Source organism: bacterium (assembly GCA_035370465.1).
Classification (GTDB): Bacteria; Ratteibacteria; UBA8468; order B48-G9; family JAFGKM01; genus JAGGVW01.
The window spans coordinates 1-25,293 of record DAOOVW010000026.1; the positions used below are offsets into that span (position 1 = coordinate 1).

General features: G+C 30.0%; 26 protein-coding genes. 2 read left to right on the top strand and 24 right to left on the bottom strand.

All coding sequences use genetic code 11. From position 1 onward, the window contains the following. The 12 genes from PLW95_04860 to topA form a co-directional block, all read right to left on the bottom strand. Positions 1-740 (bottom strand): ATP-dependent metallopeptidase FtsH/Yme1/Tma family protein (locus tag PLW95_04860; protein ID HOV21995.1); only part of this gene is annotated, 740 nt, incomplete at its 3' end. After that, positions 695-1,753 carry a thiamine phosphate synthase gene (gene thiE, locus PLW95_04865; protein HOV21996.1) on the bottom strand — a complete coding sequence of 353 codons (1,059 nt, stop codon included), beginning with the start codon at positions 1,751-1,753 and terminating at the stop codon, positions 695-697. The genes PLW95_04860 and thiE, both read right to left, overlap by 46 nt. Then, positions 1,737-2,216: a D-glycero-beta-D-manno-heptose 1-phosphate adenylyltransferase gene (gene rfaE2, locus PLW95_04870; GenBank protein ID HOV21997.1), complete on the bottom strand. Its 480-nt coding sequence runs from the start codon at positions 2,214-2,216 to the stop codon at positions 1,737-1,739. Before rfaE2 ends, thiE begins: the two co-directional genes overlap by 17 nt. Next, entirely contained in the window at positions 2,216-2,788 is a 573-nt protein-coding gene (locus tag PLW95_04875) for an SIS domain-containing protein (protein ID HOV21998.1), read from the bottom strand. The genes rfaE2 and PLW95_04875 overlap by 1 nt, the downstream gene beginning before the upstream one ends. Continuing rightward, on the bottom strand, positions 2,772-3,338 hold the full coding sequence (gene amaP, locus PLW95_04880) for an alkaline shock response membrane anchor protein AmaP (protein HOV21999.1): 567 nt from the start codon (positions 3,336-3,338) through the stop codon (positions 2,772-2,774). The genes PLW95_04875 and amaP overlap by 17 nt, the downstream gene beginning before the upstream one ends. A gap of 65 nt (positions 3,339-3,403) precedes the next feature. Beyond that, positions 3,404-4,474 carry a DNA-processing protein DprA gene (dprA, locus tag PLW95_04885; protein HOV22000.1) on the bottom strand — a complete coding sequence of 357 codons (1,071 nt, stop codon included), beginning with the start codon at positions 4,472-4,474 and terminating at the stop codon, positions 3,404-3,406. 1 nt (position 4,475) lies between these two features. After that, on the bottom strand, positions 4,476-5,630 hold the full coding sequence (locus tag PLW95_04890; GenBank protein HOV22001.1) for a deoxyguanosinetriphosphate triphosphohydrolase: 1,155 nt from the start codon (positions 5,628-5,630) through the stop codon (positions 4,476-4,478). Beyond that, entirely contained in the window at positions 5,627-6,403 is a 777-nt protein-coding gene (locus PLW95_04895; protein HOV22002.1) for a peptidoglycan DD-metalloendopeptidase family protein, read from the bottom strand. Before PLW95_04895 ends, PLW95_04890 begins: the two co-directional genes overlap by 4 nt. Positions 6,404-6,457: 54 nt before the next feature. Beyond that, a complete protein-coding gene (gene nth / locus PLW95_04900) occupies positions 6,458-7,096 on the bottom strand; it encodes an endonuclease III (protein HOV22003.1) in 639 nt (212 codons plus the stop codon). 714 nt (positions 7,097-7,810) lie between these two features. Then, complete coding sequence (locus tag PLW95_04905) at positions 7,811-8,125, bottom strand: hypothetical protein (GenBank protein ID HOV22004.1); 315 nt, start codon at positions 8,123-8,125, stop codon at positions 7,811-7,813. 65 nt (positions 8,126-8,190) lie between these two features. Next, the gene (locus PLW95_04910) at positions 8,191-9,045 is read right to left on the bottom strand and encodes a HisA/HisF-related TIM barrel protein (protein ID HOV22005.1); all 855 of its coding nucleotides are present in this window, start codon (positions 9,043-9,045) and stop codon (positions 8,191-8,193) included. Then, entirely contained in the window at positions 8,990-10,885 is a 1,896-nt protein-coding gene (topA, locus tag PLW95_04915; protein HOV22006.1) for a type I DNA topoisomerase, read from the bottom strand. The genes PLW95_04910 and topA overlap by 56 nt, the downstream gene beginning before the upstream one ends. Before the next feature lie 354 nt (positions 10,886-11,239). Between topA and argH the strand changes: the two genes are divergently transcribed. Both argH and lysA read left to right on the top strand, forming a co-directional pair. Further along, the gene (argH, locus tag PLW95_04920) at positions 11,240-12,610 is read left to right on the top strand and encodes an argininosuccinate lyase (protein HOV22007.1); all 1,371 of its coding nucleotides are present in this window, start codon (positions 11,240-11,242) and stop codon (positions 12,608-12,610) included. Beyond that, entirely contained in the window at positions 12,589-13,860 is a 1,272-nt protein-coding gene (lysA, locus tag PLW95_04925) for a diaminopimelate decarboxylase (GenBank protein HOV22008.1), read from the top strand. The genes argH and lysA overlap by 22 nt, the downstream gene beginning before the upstream one ends. Positions 13,861-14,045: 185 nt before the next feature. Here lysA and PLW95_04930 read toward each other — a convergent pair whose 3' ends face one another. From PLW95_04930 to aroF, 12 genes are all read right to left on the bottom strand, one after another. Then, entirely contained in the window at positions 14,046-14,723 is a 678-nt protein-coding gene (locus PLW95_04930) for a hypothetical protein (protein HOV22009.1), read from the bottom strand. 58 nt (positions 14,724-14,781) lie between these two features. Then, positions 14,782-15,603 (bottom strand): HNH endonuclease signature motif containing protein, encoded by an 822-nt coding sequence (locus PLW95_04935; protein HOV22010.1) that lies wholly within the window; start codon positions 15,601-15,603, stop codon positions 14,782-14,784. A 305-nt stretch (positions 15,604-15,908) separates the two neighbouring features. Next, a complete protein-coding gene (locus PLW95_04940) occupies positions 15,909-17,315 on the bottom strand; it encodes a dockerin type I repeat-containing protein (GenBank protein ID HOV22011.1) in 1,407 nt (468 codons plus the stop codon). A 250-nt stretch (positions 17,316-17,565) separates the two neighbouring features. Continuing rightward, positions 17,566-17,823 (bottom strand): type II toxin-antitoxin system RelE/ParE family toxin, encoded by a 258-nt coding sequence (locus PLW95_04945; protein HOV22012.1) that lies wholly within the window; start codon positions 17,821-17,823, stop codon positions 17,566-17,568. Next, a complete protein-coding gene (locus tag PLW95_04950; protein HOV22013.1) occupies positions 17,813-18,040 on the bottom strand; it encodes a ribbon-helix-helix domain-containing protein in 228 nt (75 codons plus the stop codon). Before PLW95_04950 ends, PLW95_04945 begins: the two co-directional genes overlap by 11 nt. 322 nt (positions 18,041-18,362) lie before the next feature. Beyond that, a complete protein-coding gene (locus PLW95_04955) occupies positions 18,363-19,436 on the bottom strand; it encodes a hypothetical protein (protein HOV22014.1) in 1,074 nt (357 codons plus the stop codon). Further along, positions 19,420-20,268, bottom strand: coding sequence for a site-specific DNA-methyltransferase (locus PLW95_04960; GenBank protein ID HOV22015.1), 849 nt, complete (start codon positions 20,266-20,268; stop codon positions 19,420-19,422). The genes PLW95_04955 and PLW95_04960 overlap by 17 nt, the downstream gene beginning before the upstream one ends. 79 nt (positions 20,269-20,347) lie before the next feature. Beyond that, on the bottom strand, positions 20,348-21,295 hold the full coding sequence (locus tag PLW95_04965; protein HOV22016.1) for an FAD:protein FMN transferase: 948 nt from the start codon (positions 21,293-21,295) through the stop codon (positions 20,348-20,350). Positions 21,296-21,312: 17 nt separating this feature from the next. Beyond that, positions 21,313-21,678, bottom strand: coding sequence for a hypothetical protein (locus PLW95_04970; GenBank protein ID HOV22017.1), 366 nt, complete (start codon positions 21,676-21,678; stop codon positions 21,313-21,315). Continuing rightward, positions 21,675-22,439 (bottom strand): AAA family ATPase, encoded by a 765-nt coding sequence (locus PLW95_04975; GenBank protein HOV22018.1) that lies wholly within the window; start codon positions 22,437-22,439, stop codon positions 21,675-21,677. The genes PLW95_04970 and PLW95_04975 overlap by 4 nt, the downstream gene beginning before the upstream one ends. A 145-nt stretch (positions 22,440-22,584) precedes the next feature. Beyond that, positions 22,585-23,871: a 3-phosphoshikimate 1-carboxyvinyltransferase gene (aroA, locus tag PLW95_04980; protein ID HOV22019.1), complete on the bottom strand. Its 1,287-nt coding sequence runs from the start codon at positions 23,869-23,871 to the stop codon at positions 22,585-22,587. A gap of 444 nt (positions 23,872-24,315) precedes the next feature. Further along, on the bottom strand, positions 24,316-25,293 hold a 978-nt coding region (aroF, locus tag PLW95_04985), incomplete at its 5' end, for a 3-deoxy-7-phosphoheptulonate synthase (protein ID HOV22020.1).

The following is a 25,293-nucleotide window of genomic DNA, read 5'->3' on the forward strand; positions in this document are numbered from 1 at the left end:
GCTCCTACACCTACAAACATTTCAACAAAATCAGAACCACTCATGCTTAAAAATGGGACCTTTGCTTCTCCTGCAACTGCTTTTGCAAGAAGTGTTTTTCCTGTTCCAGGAGCACCAATTAAAAGTACTCCCCTTGGTATTTTTGCTCCTAATCTGACGAACTTTTTTGGATTTTTAAGAAATTCAATTATTTCTTTTAAGTCCTCTTTTGCTTCTTCACATCCAGCAACATCATCAAATGTAATTCTGTTTTTATTATCAGGCATTATTGGTCTACTTTTGGCAAATGACATAACACGATTTCCCTCAGTTGAGACCTGTTTAAAAAGTATAAACCACATAAGAAGAAAAAGAAAGATAATAGGGATAACTGAAATAAAAAGATTGGACCAAAATGAAGAACTTGGTTCTGGGGCGAAAGAAACATTATTTTCTCTCAAAATTTTATAAAGTTCATTATCTTCTCCACAATAAGTATAAAATTTTGTTCCATCTTTTAATTCTCCGTAAATATACCCATTTTTTATTTTCAAAGTACCATTGATATTTTGACTTTCCACTTGTTTTATAAAATCACTATAAATTAAATTCTTTTTTGCGCCTTCATATTCAGAAAATCTCAATAATGAAAATAAAATAATACCTATAATTATCCAGAAAATTAGTCCTTTAAAGATATTGTTTGTGGGCACTTTTATTTGTTGTTTTTTATTTTTGTTTTTTTGTTTATTTTCATCCATTCTTTTTTCACCTTCTTTTTTATTTGTTTTAAATATTCTTCTTTGTTTTTTGCTTTTTCTATTGCAGATATCAAAGCAACTCCGTCTGCTCCATTTTTTATTACTTCCTTTACATTATCTTTATTTATACCTCCAATTGCCACTAATGGAATATTTATTTTCTTTTTTATATCCTTTATAATTGTAGTACCTACTACTTTTCTTTCTTTTTTTGTTGGGGATGGATAAATTGCTCCAATTGCTAAATAATCAATATCCTTCCCCTTATATTTTAAAACTTCTTCTAATGAATTCGTTGAAACCCCTATAATTTTGTCCGGTATAACTTTTCTTGCATCCTCACCACTTATATCTCTATCTCCTAAATGAACTCCATCTGCATCAACAATTTCACATATATCAACTCTATCATTTATAATGTATATTATCTCATCTGGTATAACTTTTTTCAATTTTTTTGCTATATCTAAGAAATATTTTATATTTTCTCCTTTATATCTTAATTGAATTATATCAACTTTTCCTTTTATTATTTCCTCTGTAATGCTAAAAATATTTTTATTATCCTCTAAATTTATAATTGCATAAACAAATGGAAGAAGTATTTTTTTTCTTGAAATTAAAGTTGTAATTTGTTTTTCTAAATTGTAAAACTCAAACCTTAAATCATGAAATATACTTGAAATTTTACCATCAATACACTTTGAATATTCTTCAATTGCCCTCAGCCCTTCTTCAACCCTTAAACAATTTTTCTCTATTATTCTTTTTATATTTTCTTTTTCTTTTACATCATAATTCTTTCCAACATCATAAGAACTTTCTCTTGTTTTATGTAAGAAAATAATTGGGAAGTTTTTAATTACTTCCTTTATAAATTTATGTCTGAAATCTTTTATTTTCTTAAAAATTTCTTCATTTTCTAAATAAAATCTTATTCCATCTTCTATAACTCTCAAGCCCTCTCTTGTTCTATTAAAATTTGCATCAATTATTCTAACTCTTTTGTCCATTTTTAATTTTTTTAATTATATTTGTTGTTGATATATTTCCAATAAGAGGAAAAATATAGACCTTACCACCATACTTTTCAACAATATCTTTACCTACTACATCTTCTTTTTTATAATCCCCTCCTTTTATTAAAATATCTGGTTTTATTATTTTTATTAGTTTTTCAGGAGTAGTTTGACCAAAAGGAACAACATAATCAACAAATTCTATTGCAGAAATAATTTCAATACGCTGATTTTCATTTAAAATAGGTCTATTTTTACCTTTTATTTTTTTAATTGAACTATCTTTGTTTATTCCAACTATAACAACATCTCCAAGTTGTTTTGCTTTTTTTAGAAGTTTTATATGCCCTGAATGTATAATATCAAAACACCCATTTGTAAAAACAATTTTCTTCTTTTCCCTTTTTAATTCATTTACTATTTTGACTATTTCCTTAAAACTCTTTTTCTTTCTCATTATTCAACAAGAGAACAAATAATATGATAAATTAGGCAGTGGACTTCCTGAATTCTTGGTGTGTCTTCGGAAGGGACTGATAAAGTAAGAGATGAAATTTTTGATAAAGAATTTGGTTCTTTACCTGTGAAGGAAATTATTTCCATTCCAACTTTTTTCCCTTTATGAGCAGCAAGTAATATATTTTCTGATTCTCCTGATGTAGAGAAACATATAAGTATATCTCCTTTTTCACCAAGACATTCTACCTGTCTTTCAAATATTTTTTTAAAAGAATAGTCATTACTTATGCTTGTTAATATAGATGTATCTGTTGTAAGAGAAATAAATGGATATGGTTTTCTTTCTTTTTTAAATCTTCCAACCATTTCACCTGCAAAATGCTGGCAATCTGCTGCACTTCCACCATTTCCACATAAAAGAACTTTTTTCTTATTTTCTAAACATTTTTTTATCATTAAGGCAGCAGACAATATCCTGTCAATATTTTCTTTTTCAAGAAGTTCTTTTTTTAGTTTTATACTTTCTTCTATTTCCTTTTTTATTTTCTCAATATTATTGTTCTGGTTCATCTTCTGTTTGTTCAGGTATTTTTTCATTTAAAAATTCTTCTTTTGATATATTGGTTACATATACTTCAATATTTGAAACTCTCTCAACCCCAACAGCATCCTGTAAATAGTTCTTTGTTATTTCCTGGATTGTAGCACATGTTTCTGGTATATTATGTCCAGAAGTTAATTTTAGATAAAACTTTGTTTCAAGCCCTTTTGGAGAAACATAATTTTTAACTCTCAATGATTTGATACCATCTATTTGTTTAGATATTAATGCAGTAATAGAGTCCTCAATTGCTTTTAAAGAGATTTTCACCTCTCCACCGGGATTATCAAAAGAAATATTTTTTGTTTTATTTATATATTCAAACCAGTTTACAATATATATAACTCCTAAAATAACCAGTACCATCCCAACTGCACCAATTGCTGCTACATTCTTTTTTAAAAAGGTAGAAAGAATATCAACATAGTAAGGATTCGCCCAGATAATAAGTAAAAAAATAGAAAAGATAATACCTGCAAGAATATAAATAGCACTAACAATTCTGCCAAATATTTTCATTTTTTTCCTCCAATTATTATAAATTATACCACAAAACAAAACCACAGAATAAAACCCTTACAAGTTTATAATAATTCATAATTTTTCCCAGGAAGTTCTTTTATAATTCCTTTTAATTCTAATTTAAGCAAGATTGTTGAAAGGCAGGGATAGTCCATACCTGTTAATTTTAAAAGTTGTTCAATGTTGACTTTTTCATTTATAAAAGACAAAACCTTCTTTTCTTCTTCATCAATGTTTTTTACTATTTTTTCTTTTTTCTCTTGTTCTTTTATTTCAATATTCAGTTCTTCCAATATATCTGAAATGTCCTGTATAAGTATTGCTCCATCTTTAAGAAGTTTATTTGTTCCTTTTGAAGTTATGCTATCTGCCTGTCCAGGTAGTGCGAATACATCTCTTCCCTCGGAAATAGCAATGTTTGCTGTAATTATTGCTCCTGACCTTGGTCCAGCTTCAACAACAATTACTCCTTTTGAAATGCCTGCAATTATTCTGTTTCTGATTGGAAAATTCCATTTTTCAGGTAATACACTGGAAGGAAATTCTGTTATAATTGCTCCTCCTAATTCTACAATTTTATCAACAAGTTTTATATTTTCTTTTGGATAAAAATTGTCAAATCCGGAACCTAAAACTCCAACTGTTTTCCCTTTACTTTTTATTGCTCCATAATGACAAATATAATCAATCCCTCTTGCAAGACCGCTAACAATTGTAATGCCCAGTGATGAAAGTTGAAAGGAAAATTTTTCTGCCATTTTAATTCCATAATAAGATGGATTCCTTGTTCCAACCATTGCTATTGGAAATGGGTGATTTTCTATTTCCCCTTTTACATAAAGAATATAAGGTGGGTCATATATCTGTTTTAATAATGGGGGATATTCTTTATCTTTTATTGTTATTATTTTAATGTCATTTTTTATAGCATATTCAACTTCTTTTTCCCAGTTAATTGTTTTTATGTTTTTTATTTTTTCTGCTGATTTCTGGTCAATACCTTTTTTTACTAACTCATCTACTGGTAAATTAAATAAATTTTCAATATTCTCTGTTTTTTCAATAAATTTATATAACTTTGAAGGTTTGATTTTTAATATAGAAGCACCAATCCAGTATTTTTTATCTTCCATTTTATACAAGTGATTCAAGATTAAAAAGTTTTTGATATTCAAGTTGTGCAAATCTATCTGTCATACCTGCAATATAGTCACATATCACAATTTCTTTTGGTTCATATTCCATTTTCTTCTGGATATGGGGAGGTAGTTGTTTTGGTTCATTTAGATATGCATTAAAAAGGTCAGTAATAATTCTTTCTGCTTTTTTTGCCATCCTTATTACTCTGTAATTTTCATACATATTTTCTTCAAGGAATTTTCTTAATTGAGTATGTTTTCTTATTACTTCTTCAGAATGTGTAATAAGAATATGGGTATTTCTTACATCTTCAATAGAAGAAACACCGGATTTTTCAATGTTCTCTATACTCTGGCAAATAACATCACTCACAAGATAATTTATGAAATTTCTTATCATTACATGCCTTTTGTGTTTTTCAGGTATTTTTTCAATATTTACTTTTTTCTCTATTTCTTTCCAAAGAGTTATTTTTTCAATTTCCTTAAAACTTATAATCCCAGACCTTATTCCATCATCAAGGTCATGACAAGTATATGCAATTTCGTCCGATACATTAACAACCTGAGCTTCAAGTGAAGGAGAGGTGAATTTTGTGAATTCCTGATATTCATCTATCAGGGGTCTGTCATAACTTGTTTTATGCCTTATTATTCCCTCTCTTACTTCATAGGTTAAATTTAAACCAGGAAAATCAGGATATCTTTCTTCTATTTTATCAACAACTTTTAATCCTTGTTCATTATGTTCAAAACCAGGAAATTTATGTTCTTTCATAAGTTTATCAAGTACTAATTCTCCTTTATGACCAAAAGGAGTATGTCCAATGTCATGAGCAAGAGAAATACCTTCAACAAGGTCTTCATTTAATTTCAGCGTTCTTGCTATTGTTCTTGCAATTTGCTGTACTTCAAGAGTATGCGTAAGTCTATTCCTGTAATGGTCACCTTCTCCATAGATAAAAACCTGTGTTTTATATTCAAGTCGTCTGAATGCAGTAGAATGAATTATTCTATCTCTATCTCTTTGAAAAACATTTCTGTATGGATGTTCTTCTTCTTTATATTTTCTCCCTAATGAAGAAGAACTTCTTGCTGCATATGGAGATAATAAAATATCATTATCTTTAATATCCTGATTATTTTTCATTTTTCTGGTAAGTAAATTAAAGGGTCAACTGCCTTATCACCTATTCTTATTTCAAAATGAAGATATCTTTTTTTCTGTGTTCCCCCTTTTATTTTTCCTATTACCTGTCCCTTTTTTACTTTTTCTCCTTTTTTTGTTAGAATTTCAAGGTCATGTCCATAAATAGTATAAAGATTATTTGTGTGTTCTATTATAATTGTTTCCTGATATTTTGCTGTTGTTCCGACATAACTTACTGTCCCTGCTGCTGAAGAAAAAACTGTACTTCCTTGTTCAACTATTATATCAATTCCCTGATTTCCCAGTTCTCCATATTTACATATAATATCTCCCTTTTCTACTGGCCATATAAAGGCACTATCTTTTATAATTGGGATGTATTCATTTTTTGTTTCTACTTCATTTCTATCAGAAGATGGTTGTTTTATATTTGATGAAGGGGGAAGAAGAGCATATGAAGGTTGTTTTTTATTTGTTCCTGGTATTTTAAGTTTTTGCCCACAGGATATATTGTCACTAAATAAGTTATTGGCTTTTTTTATTTTTTCAACACCTACTTTTATTTCAGATGTACTTTTTCCATCATAATAATACTCTGAAATTCTAAAAAGGTTTTCACCACTTTTTACATAGTGATAGGTATAATTTGGTTCACTTTTTTTCTTTGAAGTACTGGTTCCCACAGTAAATGTACAACCAGAAATTAAAAATATTATACCGATAATTTCAATTTCTTTATAAAATTTTTTAACCAGTTTTTGAAAATTTATCATTTTCTCCCTTTAATTAAATTATACTATTATCTATCAATATAGGTTAAACAAAGATTACTTATTATTTTCCTTAAAAAAATTACAGAAATTTTTTATTACACATTTCAGACATTCTGGATTTTTTGCTTTACATACATTTCTCCCATGTAAAATTAATCTAAATGGAAAATCAATCCAATTTTTTTTGGGAATAATTTTCATAAGGTCCTGTTCAATTTTTGATGGCTCTGTATTTTTTGTAAGTCCAAGTCGTTGAGAGACACGCTTAACATGAGTATCAACAACAATTCCCTCACTTTTCCCGAATGCCTGGGAAACAACTACATTTGCTGTTTTCCTTGCAACTCCTGGCAATTTAATTAATTCCTCTACTTTATCTGGTACTTTCCCGTTATATTGCTTTACAAGAATTTCACATAAATTTTTTATATTTTTTGCTTTATTTTTATAAAAATTCACTGAACTTATAATTTTTTCAATTTCTTCAACTGGACTTGAGGCAAAATCATATGGGGACTTAAATTTCTCAAAAAGTATTGGAGTTATTTTATTTACCAATTTGTCTGTTGTTTGTGCTGAAAGAATTGTGGCAATAAGAAGTTGAAATGGATTCTGAAAAACAAGAGAGGTTTTACTTTCTGGATATTCTTTTTCAAGTATCCTTATTATTTTATTAACATTTTCTTTTTCCATATAACCTATTTTATCAAAAAAATAAAATTTTTAAAAATTGTCAGTAGATTTTAAATTTATTAATAAGATACAAATAGTTAATATAGGAAAAAATTAAAGATGATATTTGTTAAAACAATACCATTTTTTTATTTTGTAACCCTAAAATCCTGTTTTCTTATAACTATGGAGAATTGAAAATTATCAAAAAGAAAAAGTAGTGTAGATTTAGAATTGTGAATTTGAATAATAGATGTATTTATATTATAACTATGAAAAAATTTAAAGAATTCACATTTTGAAAGGGGATTATACTATTTTTACATCAAAGGTGTAATAAAAATTAACATCCCCCTCCTCACTTATATCCCTCGGGCGTAGTTCATAATCCGTAGCCAAAAGCGAGGACGCTACGGTGCAGAATGAGGGGGATTGTTTTTTCTTCTCCCCTCTGGGGAGAAGATTATGATGAGGGGGAGAAAAAAGCAAAAAGCCCCCCTCACCCCCGCCCTCTCCCCCGAGGGGAGAGGATAGGTGAGGGGAAAATATATACTCTATGTATGTTGTCAAATTGGTATTAACTGCATAGTTATTAAAATTTGCGGGATTTTAGGTTTGTAACATAAACCTAAAAACTTTTTCTCTTTTAGTCAAATTACTTATTCTATCAATTATGCTCTTTCATTTTTTTTATCTTGTTACTTACTACTTTCTGGTTAATCTTGTTGAGTTGAACTATATTTTTATTTTTTCTGCATATTTTCCTATTACAGGGAGTGGCTCTGTCTTTTCACTGAGAGCATTAACTATCCCTATTATCATTAATACCAGTAAAAATATCCCAACAACCATACCTACGACCCATCCTATCACTGGTATTATCCACAAAATTCTTGTTATTATGCCACAAATCAACAATACCAACCCTTGTTTTACATGAAACTTTGAGTACTCGTTATCCTTATTCACAAGAAGCGGTATCAAAAGAAGAAGTCCTAAGTATGAAAGCCATGCTAATCCCTTTCCTTCATCAATTACTTTCTTATCCATTGTCCCTCCTATTTTGTTTATATAACCGCGGGGTTAAATTTACGCGGTTGAACAAAATTTATCTCTTAATCCTGGAAAGTTGAAATTACTTTTTTAATGTCAATTGTTCTGTCATAAATTGCTTTTCCTATAACAACTCCATCAATTTTATATCCAATTGAATTTAAAGCAATTATATCATTTTCATCTTTTACTCCGCCAGAAATAATTATTTCTTCTATTTTTTCTCTTATGTTGTCTATTTTTATTAAAACTCTTCCAATAGGCACAATATCAATACCTTCAAGTGTCCCATCCCTTTCAATATTTGTAATTAAAAATCTACTAAATCCCTTTTCAATAAATTTTTGTATCAAAAATTCAGGCAAAATTGGAACTGTTACATTCCATCCACTCAATCCAATTTCATTATTTATAAAATCAATAGCAACAATTATCCTTTTTTTAATATCTCTGTTAAGTTTTTCAATTATTTCAATTTCAGGAGATTCTTTTTCAACTTTAAAGTCCTTTCCTGCTTGTTGATAAAGAAATCTCAAGTCCTGTATAGTATATCCATTTTCAAGTAAAATTGGAACTAAAAGAGAAGTACCCATTATTACAAAATCAATACCAGTTGAAAGATAGTGTCTAACCTGACCTGGTTTTCTTATTCCTCCTCCTAATTGTATTTCACATTTTGGATTTAATCTGTTTTTTGTTTCTATGACTTCTTCTATAATTTTTTGATTTCCTTTTGAGTGGTGTCCTTTTTTTGCCCCTGAAAGCATAATAAGATGTATTCTTTTTGCTCCAAATTCAATAAATTTTTTTGTAAAAAAAGCTGGAGTGTCTTTGTAAAAAGTTACCCTATTATAATTTCCTTTATATAACCTTGCGACTTTGTTTTCTTCTATATCTATTGCGGGTATTACCTTCATTTTCTTTTACCCTTTCAGTATATTTACACTCGGGGAATTTCGGACACGCAAGAAAAATTCCATATTTCCCCTGTTTTACTACTAAATTAACATTATGATGTGGGCATTTTCTACTTTCTCCCACAATTTCATTTATTATATCACTTTCATTTATTTTTTGGTATGTCTGGTCCAATATCTTTTTATATGATGTATAAAATTCATTTAAAACATCAAGATAATTTTTTTCTCCTCTTGCAATTTCATCAAGGTCTTCTTCCATTTTTGCTGTAAAATCAATTCTTATAATATCTGAGAAAAATTTTTTTAATACATTGTGAACAATTCTTCCAATTTTTAAAGGAATTAATGCTCTATTCTGATTTTTTATATATCCCCTTGAAAATAAAGTTGATATTGTTGGTGCATAAGTTGAGGGTCTGCCAATTCCATATTTTTCCAATGTTTTTATTAAAGTTGCTTCTGTATATCTTGCAGGTGGTTTTGTCTGATGTTTTTCTGTTTTATGTTCTGCGTTTTTTAATTCCTCACCAATTTCAATTTTGTCAAGATAATTTTCTCCTGTATCAATTTTTATAGGCCATATTTTCATAAATCCATCAAAAGTTATTTGATTATTTTCAGCAAAAAATTTATATTTTCCATTTTCAACTTCAACTTTTATATTCTTAACTTCTGCATTTTTCATCTGACTTGCAATAAACCTATTCCAGATAAGAGAATATAGTTTAAACTGGTCTTCGTTTAAATACCCTTTTATTTTTTCTGGTGTATTATCTACATAAGTTGGTCTTATGCTTTCATGTGCTTCCTGTGAAAGTTTTGAACTACTTTTATATAAATTGGGCTTTTCTGGCAGATATTCTTTTCCAATATTTTCTTTTATGAATTTCAATGCAGAATTTTGTGCTGGTTTTGCAACAGAAGGAGAATCAGTTCTCATATAAGTTATAAGCCCAACACTTTTTCCTTCTATATCAATACCCTCATATAATTGTTGTGCTAAAACCATTGTTTTTGATGAAGAAAATCCCAATTTTATTGAACTTTCTTGTTGTAATGTACTTGTTATAAAAGGAGGTAATGGCTTTATCTTTCTTACCAGTTCTTTTTTATCTTTTACAACTAATACTCCACCTTTTAATTCTTCTAAAATTTTCTCAACTTCTTTTTCCTCTTCAATATTTTTCTCAATTTTCTTTCCATCTATTTCAGTTAAAGTAAAATTGATTTTATTGCTATCTTTTTCAACTTCAACTTTAATAACAAAATATGTTTTAGGAATAAAATTTTCTATTTCTTCTTCTCTCTCAACTATGAGTCGTAAAGCAACTGATTGAACTCTTCCTGCTGATAACCCTCTTTCTAAATATCTTCCAAGAAGTGGACTTAAAGTGTATCCAACAATTCTATCAAGAATTCTTCTTGCCTGTTGAGCATTTACAAGGTCAATTGATATTTTCCTTGGGTTAGCAAAAGATTTTTTTACTGCATCAGGAACTATTTCGTGAAAAGCAACTCTCTTAACATCATCTATTTCTTTACCTATGGCAATTGTTGTATGCCATGCAATTGCTTCTCCTTCTCTATCTTCATCAGTTGCCATAAAAATTTCTTCTATGTCTTCAGTCAATTTCTTTATTTTTGAAACAATTTTTCTTTTTCCCGGTGAGATAACATAAGTTGGTTCAAAATTTTTTTCAATATTCACACCAAATTTATTTTTTGGTAAGTCCCTCACATGTCCCATAGTTGCAGTGATTGTATATTCCTTACCTAAAATTCCACTTATTGTTTTTGCTTTTGTTGGTGATTCTACTATTATTACTCCTTTTTTCATTCTTTATTTCCTTTTCTTTTTAAGCCCGGGTACTGATTCCTTTATGGTGGACTGTATTATAGAACAATCCTTTAAAAAATCCTCCCAATTCCCTATATTTCCTTAATCCCCCTTCATCCCCGTTGTGCTATCTGGGAGACGATGACGCACCAACTCTGCTTTGCTACTCTTTGCTTCTTTAGTCGGTTTCTAAAAGAGGGGAATGACGCACCAACTCTACTTTGCTACCTTTTGCTTCCCCAGTCGGTTTATTAAAGGGGGGTAGGGGGGATTTATCCTTTTCCCTTTGCCTTTTTTAAAAATATATTTACATATTATAATACATCTGATAAAATAAAAAAATCAAGGGGAAAAATGAAATATGTTTGGGAAGGACGATTTGGAGAAGAAATTGATAAGGACTTGATTGAGTTCACATCATCAATTACCATTGATAGGAAACTTGCTCTTTTTGATATTGAAGGAAGTATCGCTCATACAAAAATGCTTGGAAAATGCAATATCATAAATAAAGAAGAGAGCAAAAAAATTATTGATGGATTGGAAAAAATAAAAAAGGAATTTCAAGAGAAAAAATTTGAATTTAAACAAACAGATGAGGATATTCATACAGCAATTGAAAGAAGATTAGTTGAACTGGTTGGAGAAGTTGGAAAGAAATTACATACTGCAAGGTCAAGAAATGACCAGATTGTTTTAGATGAAAAACTTTATTTAAAAAGCGAAGTAAAAAAAATAATAGAACTGATTACCCATTTGCAAAATGTCTTTTTGAAAAAAAGTGAAGAAAATATAGATGTGATTATCCCCGGGTATACACATCTACAACAGAGTCAGGTTATACTTCTTTCTTATTATTTTCTTGCTTTTATTGAGATGTTTGAAAGAGATAAAGAGAGATTAGAAAACGCATATAAAATTGTTGATATTTTACCACTTGGAAGTTGTGCCTGTTGTGGAACTTCTTTACCAGTTGACAGAAAATATCTTGCTGAACTTCTTGGTTTTTCCGATATTTCAACAAATGCTTATGATACAGTTGCTGACAGGGACTTTATTGTTGATGTTTGTGTTGCCTGTGTTGTTTTTCTTATTCATCTTTCAAGATTATCAGAGGACTTTATAATATGGAATAGCCAGGAATTTCAATTTATTGAATTACCTGATAAATTTTCAACTGGTTCAAGTATAATGCCTCAGAAAAAAAATCCAGACATATTTGAACTTATAAGAGGCAGGAGTTCTTCTTCAATTGGTTTTTTAACAGGGATTCTTACATTGATGAAAGGACTTCCAATGTCTTACAACAGGGATTTACAGGAGGATAAAACTCTTTTCTTCCCTATAATTGAACAAACATTAAGGTCAATTTCTATTTTAATAAAAGTTATTCCAGAAATAAAATTTAATAAAAAAATAATAGGAGGGAAAATATCTGACTTTACACTTGCAACTGATATTGCTGAATATCTTGTCCAGAAAAATATCCCTTTTAGAGAAGCACATAATATTGTTGGAAAAATTGTCAGGTATTGTATAGAAAACAAAAAAGGGTTAAGGGATTTAGACATTGAAGAATTTAAAAAATTTTCACCTGCTTTTACTTCTGATATAAAAAAAGTTCTTGATTTTAATTATTCTGTTAATTCAAAAAATATCTATGGCGGAACTTCTTTGTCTTATGTAAAAAAAGAAATAGAAAAATGGAAAAGAAAATTGAAATAATTTTTGACAAATTTTTTGAATATAAAGGAAACAAATTTTTTGCAGAAGGAGTTGATATTGGTAAACTTGCTGAAAAATATAAAACTCCATTATACATTTATAGTTTAAATTACCTTACCAAAAAAATAAATGATTTTAAGGGTGCTTTTTCTTCTTTTCCTTCTCTTATCTGTTATTCAGTAAAAGCAAATTCAAATTTAAGCATTTTGAAATCCATAAAAACAAATGGTTTAGGAGTTGATGTTGTTTCAGAAGGAGAATTAAGAAGGGCAATAATTGCTGGTTTTGGTGGAGATAAAATTGTATTTGCAGGTGTTGGTAAAACAGAAGAAGAGATTGAATTTGCAATTAAAAATAAAATTTATTGTTTTAATGTTGAAAATGAAAAAGAAATTGAATTTATTGAAAAATATGGGAAAAAATACAAAAGAAATGTTTTATATAACATAAGATTAAATCTTGACCTTGATATTGAAACACACCACTACTTAAAAACATCAAAAAATGAGACAAAGTTTGGTCTGGATTTTGAGACAGGGAAAAAAATTATAAAAAAGCAGAAAGAAAATAAGTATTCTAAACTCATTGGTTTCCATTTCCATTTAGGCTCTCAAATTAAAAGTTCATCATTTTACATAAAGGCGCTTGAAAAAATTTCTCAATTTATTAAAGAAACAAAATTTTATCCAGAGGTAATAGATATAGGAGGTGGATTTGGGATTCCTTATTCACCAGAGGATAAAGTTGAGCCAATAAAAAATTTCGGAGAAAAAATATGTGAATATGTCCAGAATATGAAAGTAAAAAAAATTATTGTTGAACCAGGAAGATTTATTGTTGGAAATACTGGTATCTTATTAACAAAGGTTTTATATGTAAAAAAAAGAGGACAAAAAACATTTGTTATTGTTGATGCTGGAATGAACGACCTTATAAGACCTTCTCTTTATAATAGTTCTCATATAATTGTCCCTTATACAAAAAAACAAGGGAAAGAAGTAAAAGTTGATGTTGTAGGACCTATTTGTGAAAGTGGGGATTTTTTAGGAAAAGATATACTTTTGCCTGAAAGTATAAGTGCAGGAGATTACATAATTATTGGTAGTTGTGGTGCCTATGGGTTCAGTATGTCCTCAAATTATAATAGCAGGAGAAGACCAGCAGAAATTATTGTTGATGGTGAAAAAGAAATTTTAATCAGGGAAAGAGAAAAATTCCCTGACCTCTGGCACAACGAACTTTGTCTCTGATAACAATTTTTATATTCTATTTTCAAAAATTCATTTTATTCTTTTTTATTACTCTTCTTTGTAAAGGATATATTTCTTACTCAATCCTTTTCCCTTTAACAGGGTAGGGGGATTTAGTAAAGCACAACGGCGGTTTATTATTTTTTATTACTATTAAATACCGCAATCTAAAAATCCCTTGTTGTTTATTTTAGAATATTTTGCCGAAAATTCTCGTCGGAAATAACTTTGTAAAAACTTTTCATAGCTTCTGAATAAGCCATATTTATACTTTGTTCAAATCCTTTTCTGTCTATTGCCAGTCCAGGAACATGTCCTTTACCGCGAAAGGTCTCGCTCCAAATTTCCTGATTAGTTTCTGCATTGAAAAGATGGATTTCAAAAATAACATTACTGTCAGCAGAAACAGCCCAAAATCCTGGCATGAATTCTACCCAGAAAGTTCTTACATCTGCGTCTAAAAGTAATTTTGCTTCCTGTTTTTTCTCCTCAGGTAAAATTTTATATTTTTGTGGTTCTATAACTTCAAATCCTGCACGATTAAGTACTTCCACAAGATTTTGAGTGAATAAATCAATAAACACTTTACCTTTCTCAACATCTACTTTTCCCATAGGCATACCATAAGTATTTTTTTTGACACCAATGACAGATATATCAGGACGGGAATCACTTACCCGTCTTAAAGCCAATAAAATTTTGTTCCCTTCTACAGGTTTATATTCAGAAGCAGAAGCATATACCACTGATTTTTGTTGCGGTTCATATTCAAGGGGTTGATATAATTTCACATTATCTACGCCTGTAGCACATCCTACTAATAAAATACACCCTACTATTAACCCCAAACATTTTTTTGACATATTTTCCCCCTTTAGCGGTACTGCCAAAATTGGCTATTTTCACGAATACATTCTGGCTTCAAACTAAATTATCTCTTTTTTGACGATTACATTTTTCACAAAGCAATTGAATATTTCTGGCTGTGTTGCTTCCTCCTTTTGCAAAAGGAATTATATGGTCATATTCTAAATTTTCTTGACTTCCACATTTTACGCATCTCCCATTATCTCGTCTCCAGACAGCAATTTTTACTTCTTCTGGGATGGGTGGTCTGGATTTTGAATCTTCTTTGACTTCTTCTGAATCATAAAGTAATTTTAATCTTTCAAATTTTTTTCTTTCTTTATCATAATCTTCTAATACTAATAACCTTGCTTCTTCCCAGGTGTATGTTCCTTCAACTATATAAAAGCGGTCTTTAAAAAGAAAAACAAATATTCTCTTTCCGTTATGTTCTTCATGAAACCCACTTTCTAATAAATATGGCCACACCTCTATCGCAAACGATCCACTAATGCTTACAGAAATTATTGAAAGAATGGGTTCTTCTTCTGCCTTCTTTTTATATTCTTCAAAGGTCAAAGGAATATTAAATTTATCGCAAAAACTCTTGAATTTCATTGGAGGAACCTTGTTGAGAAGAGCATATCTTTTTTCCATAAGAGCATCCATTTTTGCTTTTGCCATCTCTATTTTCTGAGCATCTTTAATTCTTCTTTTTTCTTCCATTTCTTTAACTTCCACCTGTATTACCTCTATTTCCTCATCTATTTTTTTAATTTGCTCCTTTATTTCTTCATTTATATCTACTCCTTCAAAACAGTGTCCTTTTAGATTTTTTTCAAAAACCCGTTTTATCTTTTCATAATACTCTGCTTTCATAAATATTTTTTTAATCATTTTTCATATTCCTTTTAGTTCTCTCAACCCTCCACTTCTGTCTCTATCTTCACTGCTTCTTCCTCTGTCAATGTTAGAATAGAAAAGGGTTATTAGATTTCACCCACCAAATTTAGTTATCAAAATTATTGTAAAACATACCTTAAAGAAGTCAAATTTTGGTATTGTCTCCCTTGTTCAACCCCGCGGTTGAATATATTCAGGGGGTATTTTATATCAGATGAGTATGGTTTAGTTCCCAAAATACTCCTTTTGGAAACTGAAAAAGGAAGAATAAGATAAAACTGCTTTTTGTTATACTGGAATCACTCCAGGCCAATTGCTTTCCTTAAAACTAAAATTACATCTGCAATATCTATCTTTCCATCAAAGTTCATATCAGCGGAAGAAAAATCCTTTTCATTAAGTCCAACTGCTTGTCTCAAACATAAAATTACATCCGAAATATCTATTTTCTCATCCTCGTTTATATCGCCTTTTTCTACTGGTTCCACTTTTATTTTTATTAACCATATATTCAATTTATTATCATCAAGCCGAGTCCACCCTGCCCCTATATATCCACCATCTGTTGTTTGTTGCACTGAATTTATGGTATCCTCGCCATTTCCACTTCCGGCAAATACCTTTTCCCATTGTTCATTTCCATTTTCATCCGTTTTAATCAGATAAGCATCCAGGTCCTTTGCAGCACCAAATAAAGAAGAGTTGGTTTCACCCGCCATTATATATCCGCCATCAGTTGTTTGTTGCACTGAATATATACAATCATCATACTCCCTGCCAAATGTTTTTTCCCATTGTTCATCTCCATTTTCATCCGTTTTAATCAGATAAGCATCATCGTAATAAGTATCAGTATTGATACAACCTCCAATTATATACCCCCCATCAGCCGTTTGTTGCACTGAGTATCCCATATCCAGACCCTCTCCACCAAATGTCTTATCCCACAGTTTATTTCCAAATTTATCCGTTTTAATCAGGTAGACATCATAAGAACCAACACCAAAAGATGTCGTCTTCCCGACCAGTATATATCCACCATCAGTTGTTTGTTGCACTGACTGTGCACTATTATAACCACGATAATCAATACCACTTCCACCAAATGTCTTCTCCCATTGTTCATCTCCATTTTCATACGTTTTAATCAGATAAACATCAGAAGAACCACCACTATAATAATTCGTTCCTCCCCCAATTATATATCCGCCATCAGTTGTTTGTTGCACTGAAAATGCTACATCCTGCCCAGTACGGCTAAATGTTTTTTCCCATTGTTCATCTCCCTTTTCATCCGTTTTAATCAGATAAACATTAGAAAAACTACCATCTAGATAAGCAGTTTGCCCGACCATTATATATCCGCCATCAGTTGTTTGTTGCACTGAATACGCTATATCATGAATACTGCTGTCAAATGTTTTTTCCCATTGTTCATCTCCCTTTTCATCTATTTTAATCAAGTAGACATCATAATCACCAGTGCTAGAAGAGAGAAGTGCCCCTACCATTATATACCCACCATCCGTCGTTTGTTGCACTGAAAATGCTATAGCATCTATATTACTTCCACCAAATGTCTTTTCCCATTCAATCACTGGTCTTTCACCGGTTTGAGCATTGATGTAACTTACCGGGAGAAAAGGTCCCAGCGCTGAAAAAACAAGAGATATTTTGAAAAAACATTTCCAAACTTTTGGCTTCATTTGTGCCTCCTTTTTAACTTCCTCACCACTTCACCTCTGCCTCCGCTTCAATCTTCACTGCTTCTTCTTAAAAATTTGTCTTTTTTATATTCAATCTATAATTATTAATCTTTAGGGTTATTTTAGATTTTAGCCACCAAATTTAGTTATCAAAATTATTGTAAAACATACCTTAAAGAAGTCAAATTTTGCTATTGTTTCCCTTATTCAACCCCCGCGGTTAGAAGAGATATATTGAAAAATTTATCAATTATCTGTAAACTTCTTTTCTATGTCTTATTCTTAAAATAAGTATAGTGTTTTCTTTTTGAATAATTGTATAAATTACTCTATAAGGTGGGCTTTCTAATTTTCTCATACCTTCCCATTTTCCTTTTAGGGGTATTCCTTGATAAGGATTTGTAGTTAATTGTTTTTCTATTTTATTTTTTATGATTTCCCATCGTTGTTTAGGAATTTTTTTGAGGTCTTTTTTTACACTATCTTTATAATAAATTTCATAATTCATTCTCAACTTCTCTCCAGAAATCTTCTGATTTTATAACTTTATCTTTTTTATCTCTTAACCTCTCAAAAGATATTTCATAATCTTCTATCTCTTCTAAATACATCCTTAATGCCTCACTTACATAAAAACTTTTAGGAACATGTGTTTTTTCACTTAATCCTTTTAGTCGCTTTTCTATTTCTTCTTCTATTCTTACACCTAAATATCCTTTTTTCATTTTTCATTTCTCCTCTTTCTGTTTTATACCATTTTTACATCAAGGATATAATAATGCTTACAAAGAATCCCCCACTTCATCCTTGCTCATAGGGGGGGAGGCTCGCCCCGCAGTGTCCTCGCTTTTGGCTATGAATCCCATCAGGGCGTAGCCCCTACGGGCGAGCCTCTGGACTACGCCCGAGGGAAAAAGATGATGACGAAATGTTTTACTATATATCCGATGTTAAATTTGTTTTACATTATACCATTTATTTCTTCAAGAGCAATAAAAAAATTTTTTATTCAACCCCCGCGCGGTTAGATATGGTAAATTATTTTCTTTATAATGATAGTGCTATTAAATCTGTCCCATTTAATATGACACTAAACTTGTTTCTTTTAGATTCTTCTTTCAATAGGTTTAAAAAGTCAATCTGGGATTGTTTCAAATCTTCTTTTTTAAATACCGAGTCATTGGTAAGTTTTAAAACTGCAACTGGATTATATTGTTTTTTATCTATCTTCACTTCTTTAAGATTGGTAAATAAAATCATTTTCAATAACCCATCTTTTATGTCTTCTAATGAAGGGATTAAACTTTTTTTGCTATGTTTCCCTTCAATTAAATAAATTGTATTTCTTTGAATAGATACTTCATCGCAGGTAAAAAAATAGTATCCTCCAAGATAGTTTTTTATAGTTAGAGTCGCTTTTTTACCTGTCAATTTTTCCTTTGGTTGAACAGTTTCACTTTCTCTTTTTTGTGCCTTTTTTGCCAGATCTCTTGATAGAGAGATAAAACATTCTTTTCCTTTTGAGATATTATTTATTCTTTTTTCTGCAAGTTTTTTTGAGTGCATTTTAACTCCAAGGTTTTTTGAAATATTTTCATAAAAATTAATTGCTCTTTTTCCAATTTCATCTATTTTATCAATTTGCGAAAGATTCCAATGTAACGCGTCGGACTGATAATTTATTAAATTATCTATTTCTTCCGTAATATGCGATATATCAAATTTTTGCCCTGTTATCTTGTGTTGGTATCCTGAACTTTTTTCTGCACTACTATAATAAGAAATAATTGTATAAATTCCCAATAAACTCATTAAAGAAATTGTATCCCACTGTAAAAAATCCCTATCTCCATCTTTGCCTTCATCTTTTAGAATTGGAATTACTGTTACTTTTTTCCCTTGAAATCCTAATGTGTCATAGACCCTTGCATAAGGGTATGACCTTGTTCTTTTGGGAGAAACCCACCAACTTAATGCTATTTGTTTATTTTTTCCAAGTATCAAAATAAATGCTCCATCTTTTGAAATAGCAATATCTAATTGTGAAATTGGATATTCATTTAGTGTGCGACATAAAAGAGGGGAATATGTAATACCAGTTATTTTAGCCGATACATCCATATTTAACCTTTTCTCTTATTATTACTTCAAATGTATCATTAAAATTTTCAAAATTTAATTGTCCTTCAAAACCAACTTTTCTCTTTATAATTGGAATTAAGGACTTTTTTATTTCTATTCCAATGCTGTTTCTTTCAAGTTGTCTTGCTACTTTCATAGTAGTTCCACTTCCAGCAAATGGGTCTAAAACAGTTTCCCATTTATATGAAAATAACTTTATTATTCTATAAGGTAGTTCTTCCGGGAATGCAGCAATTTCTTTTTCTAATGATGAGCCAGGAAGAACATTAACCATTTCCCATAAGGTCATATACCATTTATTATTTGAGAACTCTTTTATATCTATTTTTGATGCTTCTCTTACTTCTTTTGGAATTGAATGATAATTAAATTTTCCTTTTTGAAAAATAATTATGCTTTCTAAGAGATTATCTGGATAAAAATACATTGGGTATGGATTTTGTAAAAGAACTCCACTTCTTCTGCTTATTCTTAAATAACCATCTGGTTTTTTCCATATAATTCTATCTCTATATCTAAAACCAGCGTTTTGGAATATTTTAATAGCATCTGCAACAATAGGGAATTTTTCCCCATCTACGAGCATATCATCTATGTTTAAAACGGCAATTCTACCTTCTTTTAATACTCTAAAAATTTCTTTTGCAACTCTATTAAGAACACCTAAATATTGTTCATAATTTTTGAATAATCCCTTATAATCAAAAGGGGCATTGAAATAAGGTGGGGAAGTGACCATTAAGTGAATACTTTCATCTTCTATTTCTTCCATACTCATACAATTACCAATTATAAGTTTATGATGAGTCATTATATTTTTCCCGTTTTTAAAAATAAGTTAAATTATTTTCCCCTTTTTGTCAATTTCTTGTTCAATCATCAGGGATGGTTTATAATGGGAAATTTTTACTTTTATAATTTTTTTTGTCCTTGTCAATAATTAGGATTTCAACATCTTTTAGTTTATTAGCAATTTCAATTGATTTTGTTCCAATAACAAAAAATCCAGTTGCTAATGCATCAGCAGTTATACAATCATCTGCAATGATTGTTATACTAACTGGAAAGTCCTGAACAGTTTTCCCGTTTCTTGGGTCAACTATGTGAGAAAATTTTTGCCCTTTTATTTTCACATATTGTTCATAATCACCAGAAGTTGCTACACCTTTTTCAGTTATTTCTATCTTTCCTATTGTTTTTTCTTTTTCAAAGGGGTCTCTTATTGCTATTTTCCATTTTTTTCCAGAGGGATTATTTCCCCAACAATATAAATCCCCCCCTGCATTTACAAGTCCATTTTTAATTCCTTTTGATTTCAGAAATTCTACTGCTTTATCAACAATATATCCTTTTGCAATTCCTCCTAAATCAATTTCCATACCATCTTTTAAAGAGATATTATTTCCTTTAATTTCTATGTTTTTCCAGTTGACTTTTGTAAGTGTATTTTTTATTTCTTCTTCTCCAGGCGGTTTTCCTGATTTCTCACATTTTTTATATAGGTCTACAAGTGGCTTACAACTTATATCAAAAGCACCATCTGTAATTTTAGAAATTTCAATTGCTTTTTTTATAACTTCTATCGTTTCATTAGATATAGAGGCGCTTTTGTTTTTATTTAATTTACTAACTTCACTTTCTTTTTCAAATATACTCAATTTTTTTTCTAATTCATCTACTTTTTTAAATGCCTGATTTAAAATTTCTTTATTGTCTTTTGTTTCTTCAATAGTTATTTGAAAAAAAGTTCCAAGTGCAATTCTTGTTTCACTTTTAAATTCAGAATATCCTGTTTGGATAAAAAGGAAAAACAACAATAGGGAAAAAAATTTTTTCATTGCAGGTTGAACCTTTTTTACTTGATTTTTTCTAAAATTCTGGAGAAAAGTGTTTCTTCATCCGGTATGTTTTTTATATTTATTTCTGTTTTTGAAAAGGCCTCTATGAAGCATCTTATAAGTGTATTTTTTGTGATTCTTTCTCTTTTAAATTCTTTTGTTCTATTTTTATGTATTTCCCTTACAAGTTTATCAAGAAATTCCAAATGTGTATTTTTTAGCAGAACTGTAAGACGAATATCAAATGTCTGATATTTAGGTCCAATTTGCTTTTCAATTATTTCTTTACTTCTCTTCGTGGGTAATTCTTTTTCTGGTATCTTTTTTTCAACTGTTGGTTTAATCCATTCTAACGGGTCTTTTCCAAGTCCTGTTTTTTTCATTTTTTCTTTTCCTGTGCAATAATTTCTTTTGTTAATTTTCTATAGTCAGATGCACCATGTGAATCAGGAGAAAACTGGTAAATTGATTTTCCAAAACTTGGTGCTTCTGCAAGTCGGACATTTTCTCTTATAAATGTTTTAAAAATTTTTTCATTGAAATGATTCTTTACTTTGTCTGCAACATCCTTGCATATATTTTTTCTCATATCAAACATAGTTAAAATAATTCCTGATATTTCAAGAGATGGGTTTAGTCGTTCTTTAACAAGCTGTATTGTTTGTAATAATTTTGTAAGTCCTTCCAATGCAAAAAATTCTGCCTGAATGGGAATAAAAACTTCATTTACTGTTGTTAAAGCATTTAAAGTTAAAAGTCCAAGAGAAGGGGGACAATCAATTAAAATATAATCAAATCTTTTTTTGTATTTTTTTAATATCTCTTTCAAAATTATTTCTCTACCAACAGCAGTGACGAGTTCTATTTCAGCACTTGCAAGTTCAATTTTTGATGGCACCAAATAAAGATAATTATTAATTTGAACAATTGTCTCATCAATGGGAACTTCATTTATTAGAACTTCATATATTGATTTTTCTATATTAGGTGGTTCAAAACCTAAATGTATTGTTGTATGTGCTTGTGGGTCAAGGTCAATTAAAAGGACTTTTCTTTTGTTTTCTGATAGACACCATCCAATATTAACTACACTTGTTGTTTTTCCTGAACCACCTTTTTGATTTATAACAGCAATTTTTCTCATTACCTCTCCTTAAGTTCTGAAGTTCATAATATAATATTACAAATTCTGTATTTTGACAAATTTTTAGTATTGATTACCTCATATTGCACAAAATCTTCAATTTTTATGTATTATACTGCATAAATTTAATATGTGAAAGTAGCATTTACTGGGAAATTGGAATTTTGATAGAGGAAAGTAAATCATAAAATTGTGGAAATGATATTTTAACACAATCAGTATTTTCAATTTTCGTTTCTCCATCTGCAATAAGTCCTGCAATGGTCAAACACATTGCAATTCTATGGTCATTCCATGAATTTACATTATTACCTTTTAATTTTTCAACACCATGAATTTCAAATCCGTCTTCTTTTTCATATATTTCACTACCCATTTTTTTAAGTTGGCTAACAATTGCTTTTATTCTATCTGATTCTTTATATCTTAATTCTTTTGCTCCTGAAATAATTGTTTTTCCATTTGAAACTGATGCAATTACTCCAATTAGTGGTATTTCATCAATAATAAGAGGCACTTCTTTTTCCCCTATTTCAATTCCATTTAATTTTCCTTTATATTCTATTTCAATTGTCCCAACTTCTTCATTACATACTTTTTTTTGGTCGGTTATTTTTATTTCTCCACCCATTTTTTCAATTACTTTTAAAAAGTATGTTCTTGTAGGATTTAAATTAATATTTTTTATTCTTATTTTTGAATTTTTGATAAGCAAACCAATTGCAATAAAATAAGAAGCAGAAGAAAAATCACCTGGAATGATAACATTTCTTCCATAAAGTTTCTGGTTTCCTGGAATATGAATTTTATTTCCTTCTTTTATAATTTCTCCACCAAAATATTGTAGCATCCTCTCTGTATGGTCTCTTGTCTGGTATGGTTCTTCAATTGTTGTTTCTCCATCTGAAAAAAGAGAGGCAAGTATTATACAACTTTTAACCTGAGCAGAAGAAACAGGAATTTTATAGTCAATTCCATTTAATTTTCTACCTTTTATTACAATAGGAGGAAATGAATTATTTTCTCTACCAATTATAAGAGTTCCCATTTTTTCTAATGGTTCAATAATTCTTTTCATAGGTCTTTGTTTTAATGAATTGTCCCCTGTAAGAATTGATAGGAAATTTTTTGAAGAGAGAACTCCTGAAAGTAATCTTATTGTTGTTCCTGAATTTCCACAATCAAGAATATCTTCTGGTTCTCTAAATGTGTTGCCATAAATTTTATATGTTTTTCCCTTTTCAATTTTGATGCCTGATTTTTCAAGGCATTCTAATGTTGAAAAACAATCAGAACTTTCAAGTAAATTTTTTATTTCTGTTGTTCCTTCTGAAATAGCACCAAAAATTAAACTTCTATGAGAAATTGATTTATCACCAGGAACTTCTATTTCTCCTTCTATATTTTCAACTCTTTTAACTCTTACATCCATTATATTTTTTCCCTCCACATTGTTTATATTTCAGGTACAAAATGGCTAAATTTAATAAAGCAAATCCCCCTCTTTCCCCGTTGTGCTATCTGGAAATCCCCCTTTATCCCTCCTCCAAAATGTTCGCCACATTCGCCTATCATTGCGAATCCGACGCGCTTTCTGGCGGACGCGTCGGACAGGCTTTTACAAAGTAGGAAGTATCTCTCCTTCCCTTAATAAGGGAAGGATGGGATGGATTTTATTTATAAATCCCCCTCTCTCCCCCTTTGCTAAAGGGGGAAGTATCAAAATCCCCCTGCCCCTGTTGTGCTATATAAGAAACGATGACGCACCAACTCTGAGGCACAAGGTAAGCAACTTTAGTCGGTAGCAGTTGTGCTATCTGGGAGACGATGACGCACCAACTCTGCTTTGCTACCCTTTGCTTCTTTAGTCGGTTTGTTAAAGGGGGAAGGATGGGATTTTTTTCCCGATTACTTTTATTATTGGTGTTATTTCATCAATTAGTTTGCCAAACAGGTCAAATGTAAGTGATTGAAACCCATCTGATAATGCTTCTTCTGGTTTTGGATGGACTTCAATCATAAGTCCATCTGCCCCTGCTGCTATTGCCGCTTTACTCATTGGTATTATTATATCTCTTCTTCCAGTTCCATGACTTGGGTCAACTATTACTGGTAGATGTGTTTCTTTTTTTAAAACAGGAATTGCTGAAAGGTCAAGGGTATTTCTTGTAAAATCATTATCAAAACTCCTTATACCTCTTTCACATAAAATTACATTTTGATTTCCTTCTTTAAGGATATATTCTGCACAACTTAAAAATTCTTTAATTGTTGCAGAAAATGACCTTTTTAAAAGAATTGGTTTGTCTATTTCCCCAACTTTCTTTAATAGAGGATAATTATACATATTTCTTGCCCCTATCTGTAAAATGTCTGCTACTTCTGCTATTTCTTCAATTTCATCAATTGATAGAACTTCGGTTATTATAGGTATTTTTACTTCTTCTTTTATATCTTTTAAAATTTCAAGTCCTTCTTTACCAAGTCCTAAAAATGCATAAGGAGATGTTCTTGGTTTGTAAGCAGCGCCCCTTAAAATATGTGCCCCTTTACTTTTAATATGTTTTGCAGTGCTTAGTAGTTGTGATTTACTTTCAATGGAACATGGACCTGCAATAATTGTTATGGTCCCTTCTCCTATTTTTATGCTATTTACTTTAATAATTGTATTATGGGGATGAAATTCTCTACTTGCAAGTTTGTAGTCCCTTAATATACTTATAACTTCAATAACTCCTGGCATAATTTTAAAAACCTCATCTGATATGCCTCTTGTATCACCTATAATTCCAATTATTGTTTTTTCTGTTCCCTTACTTATGTTAACATTAAATCCCATGTTTTTTATTTTATT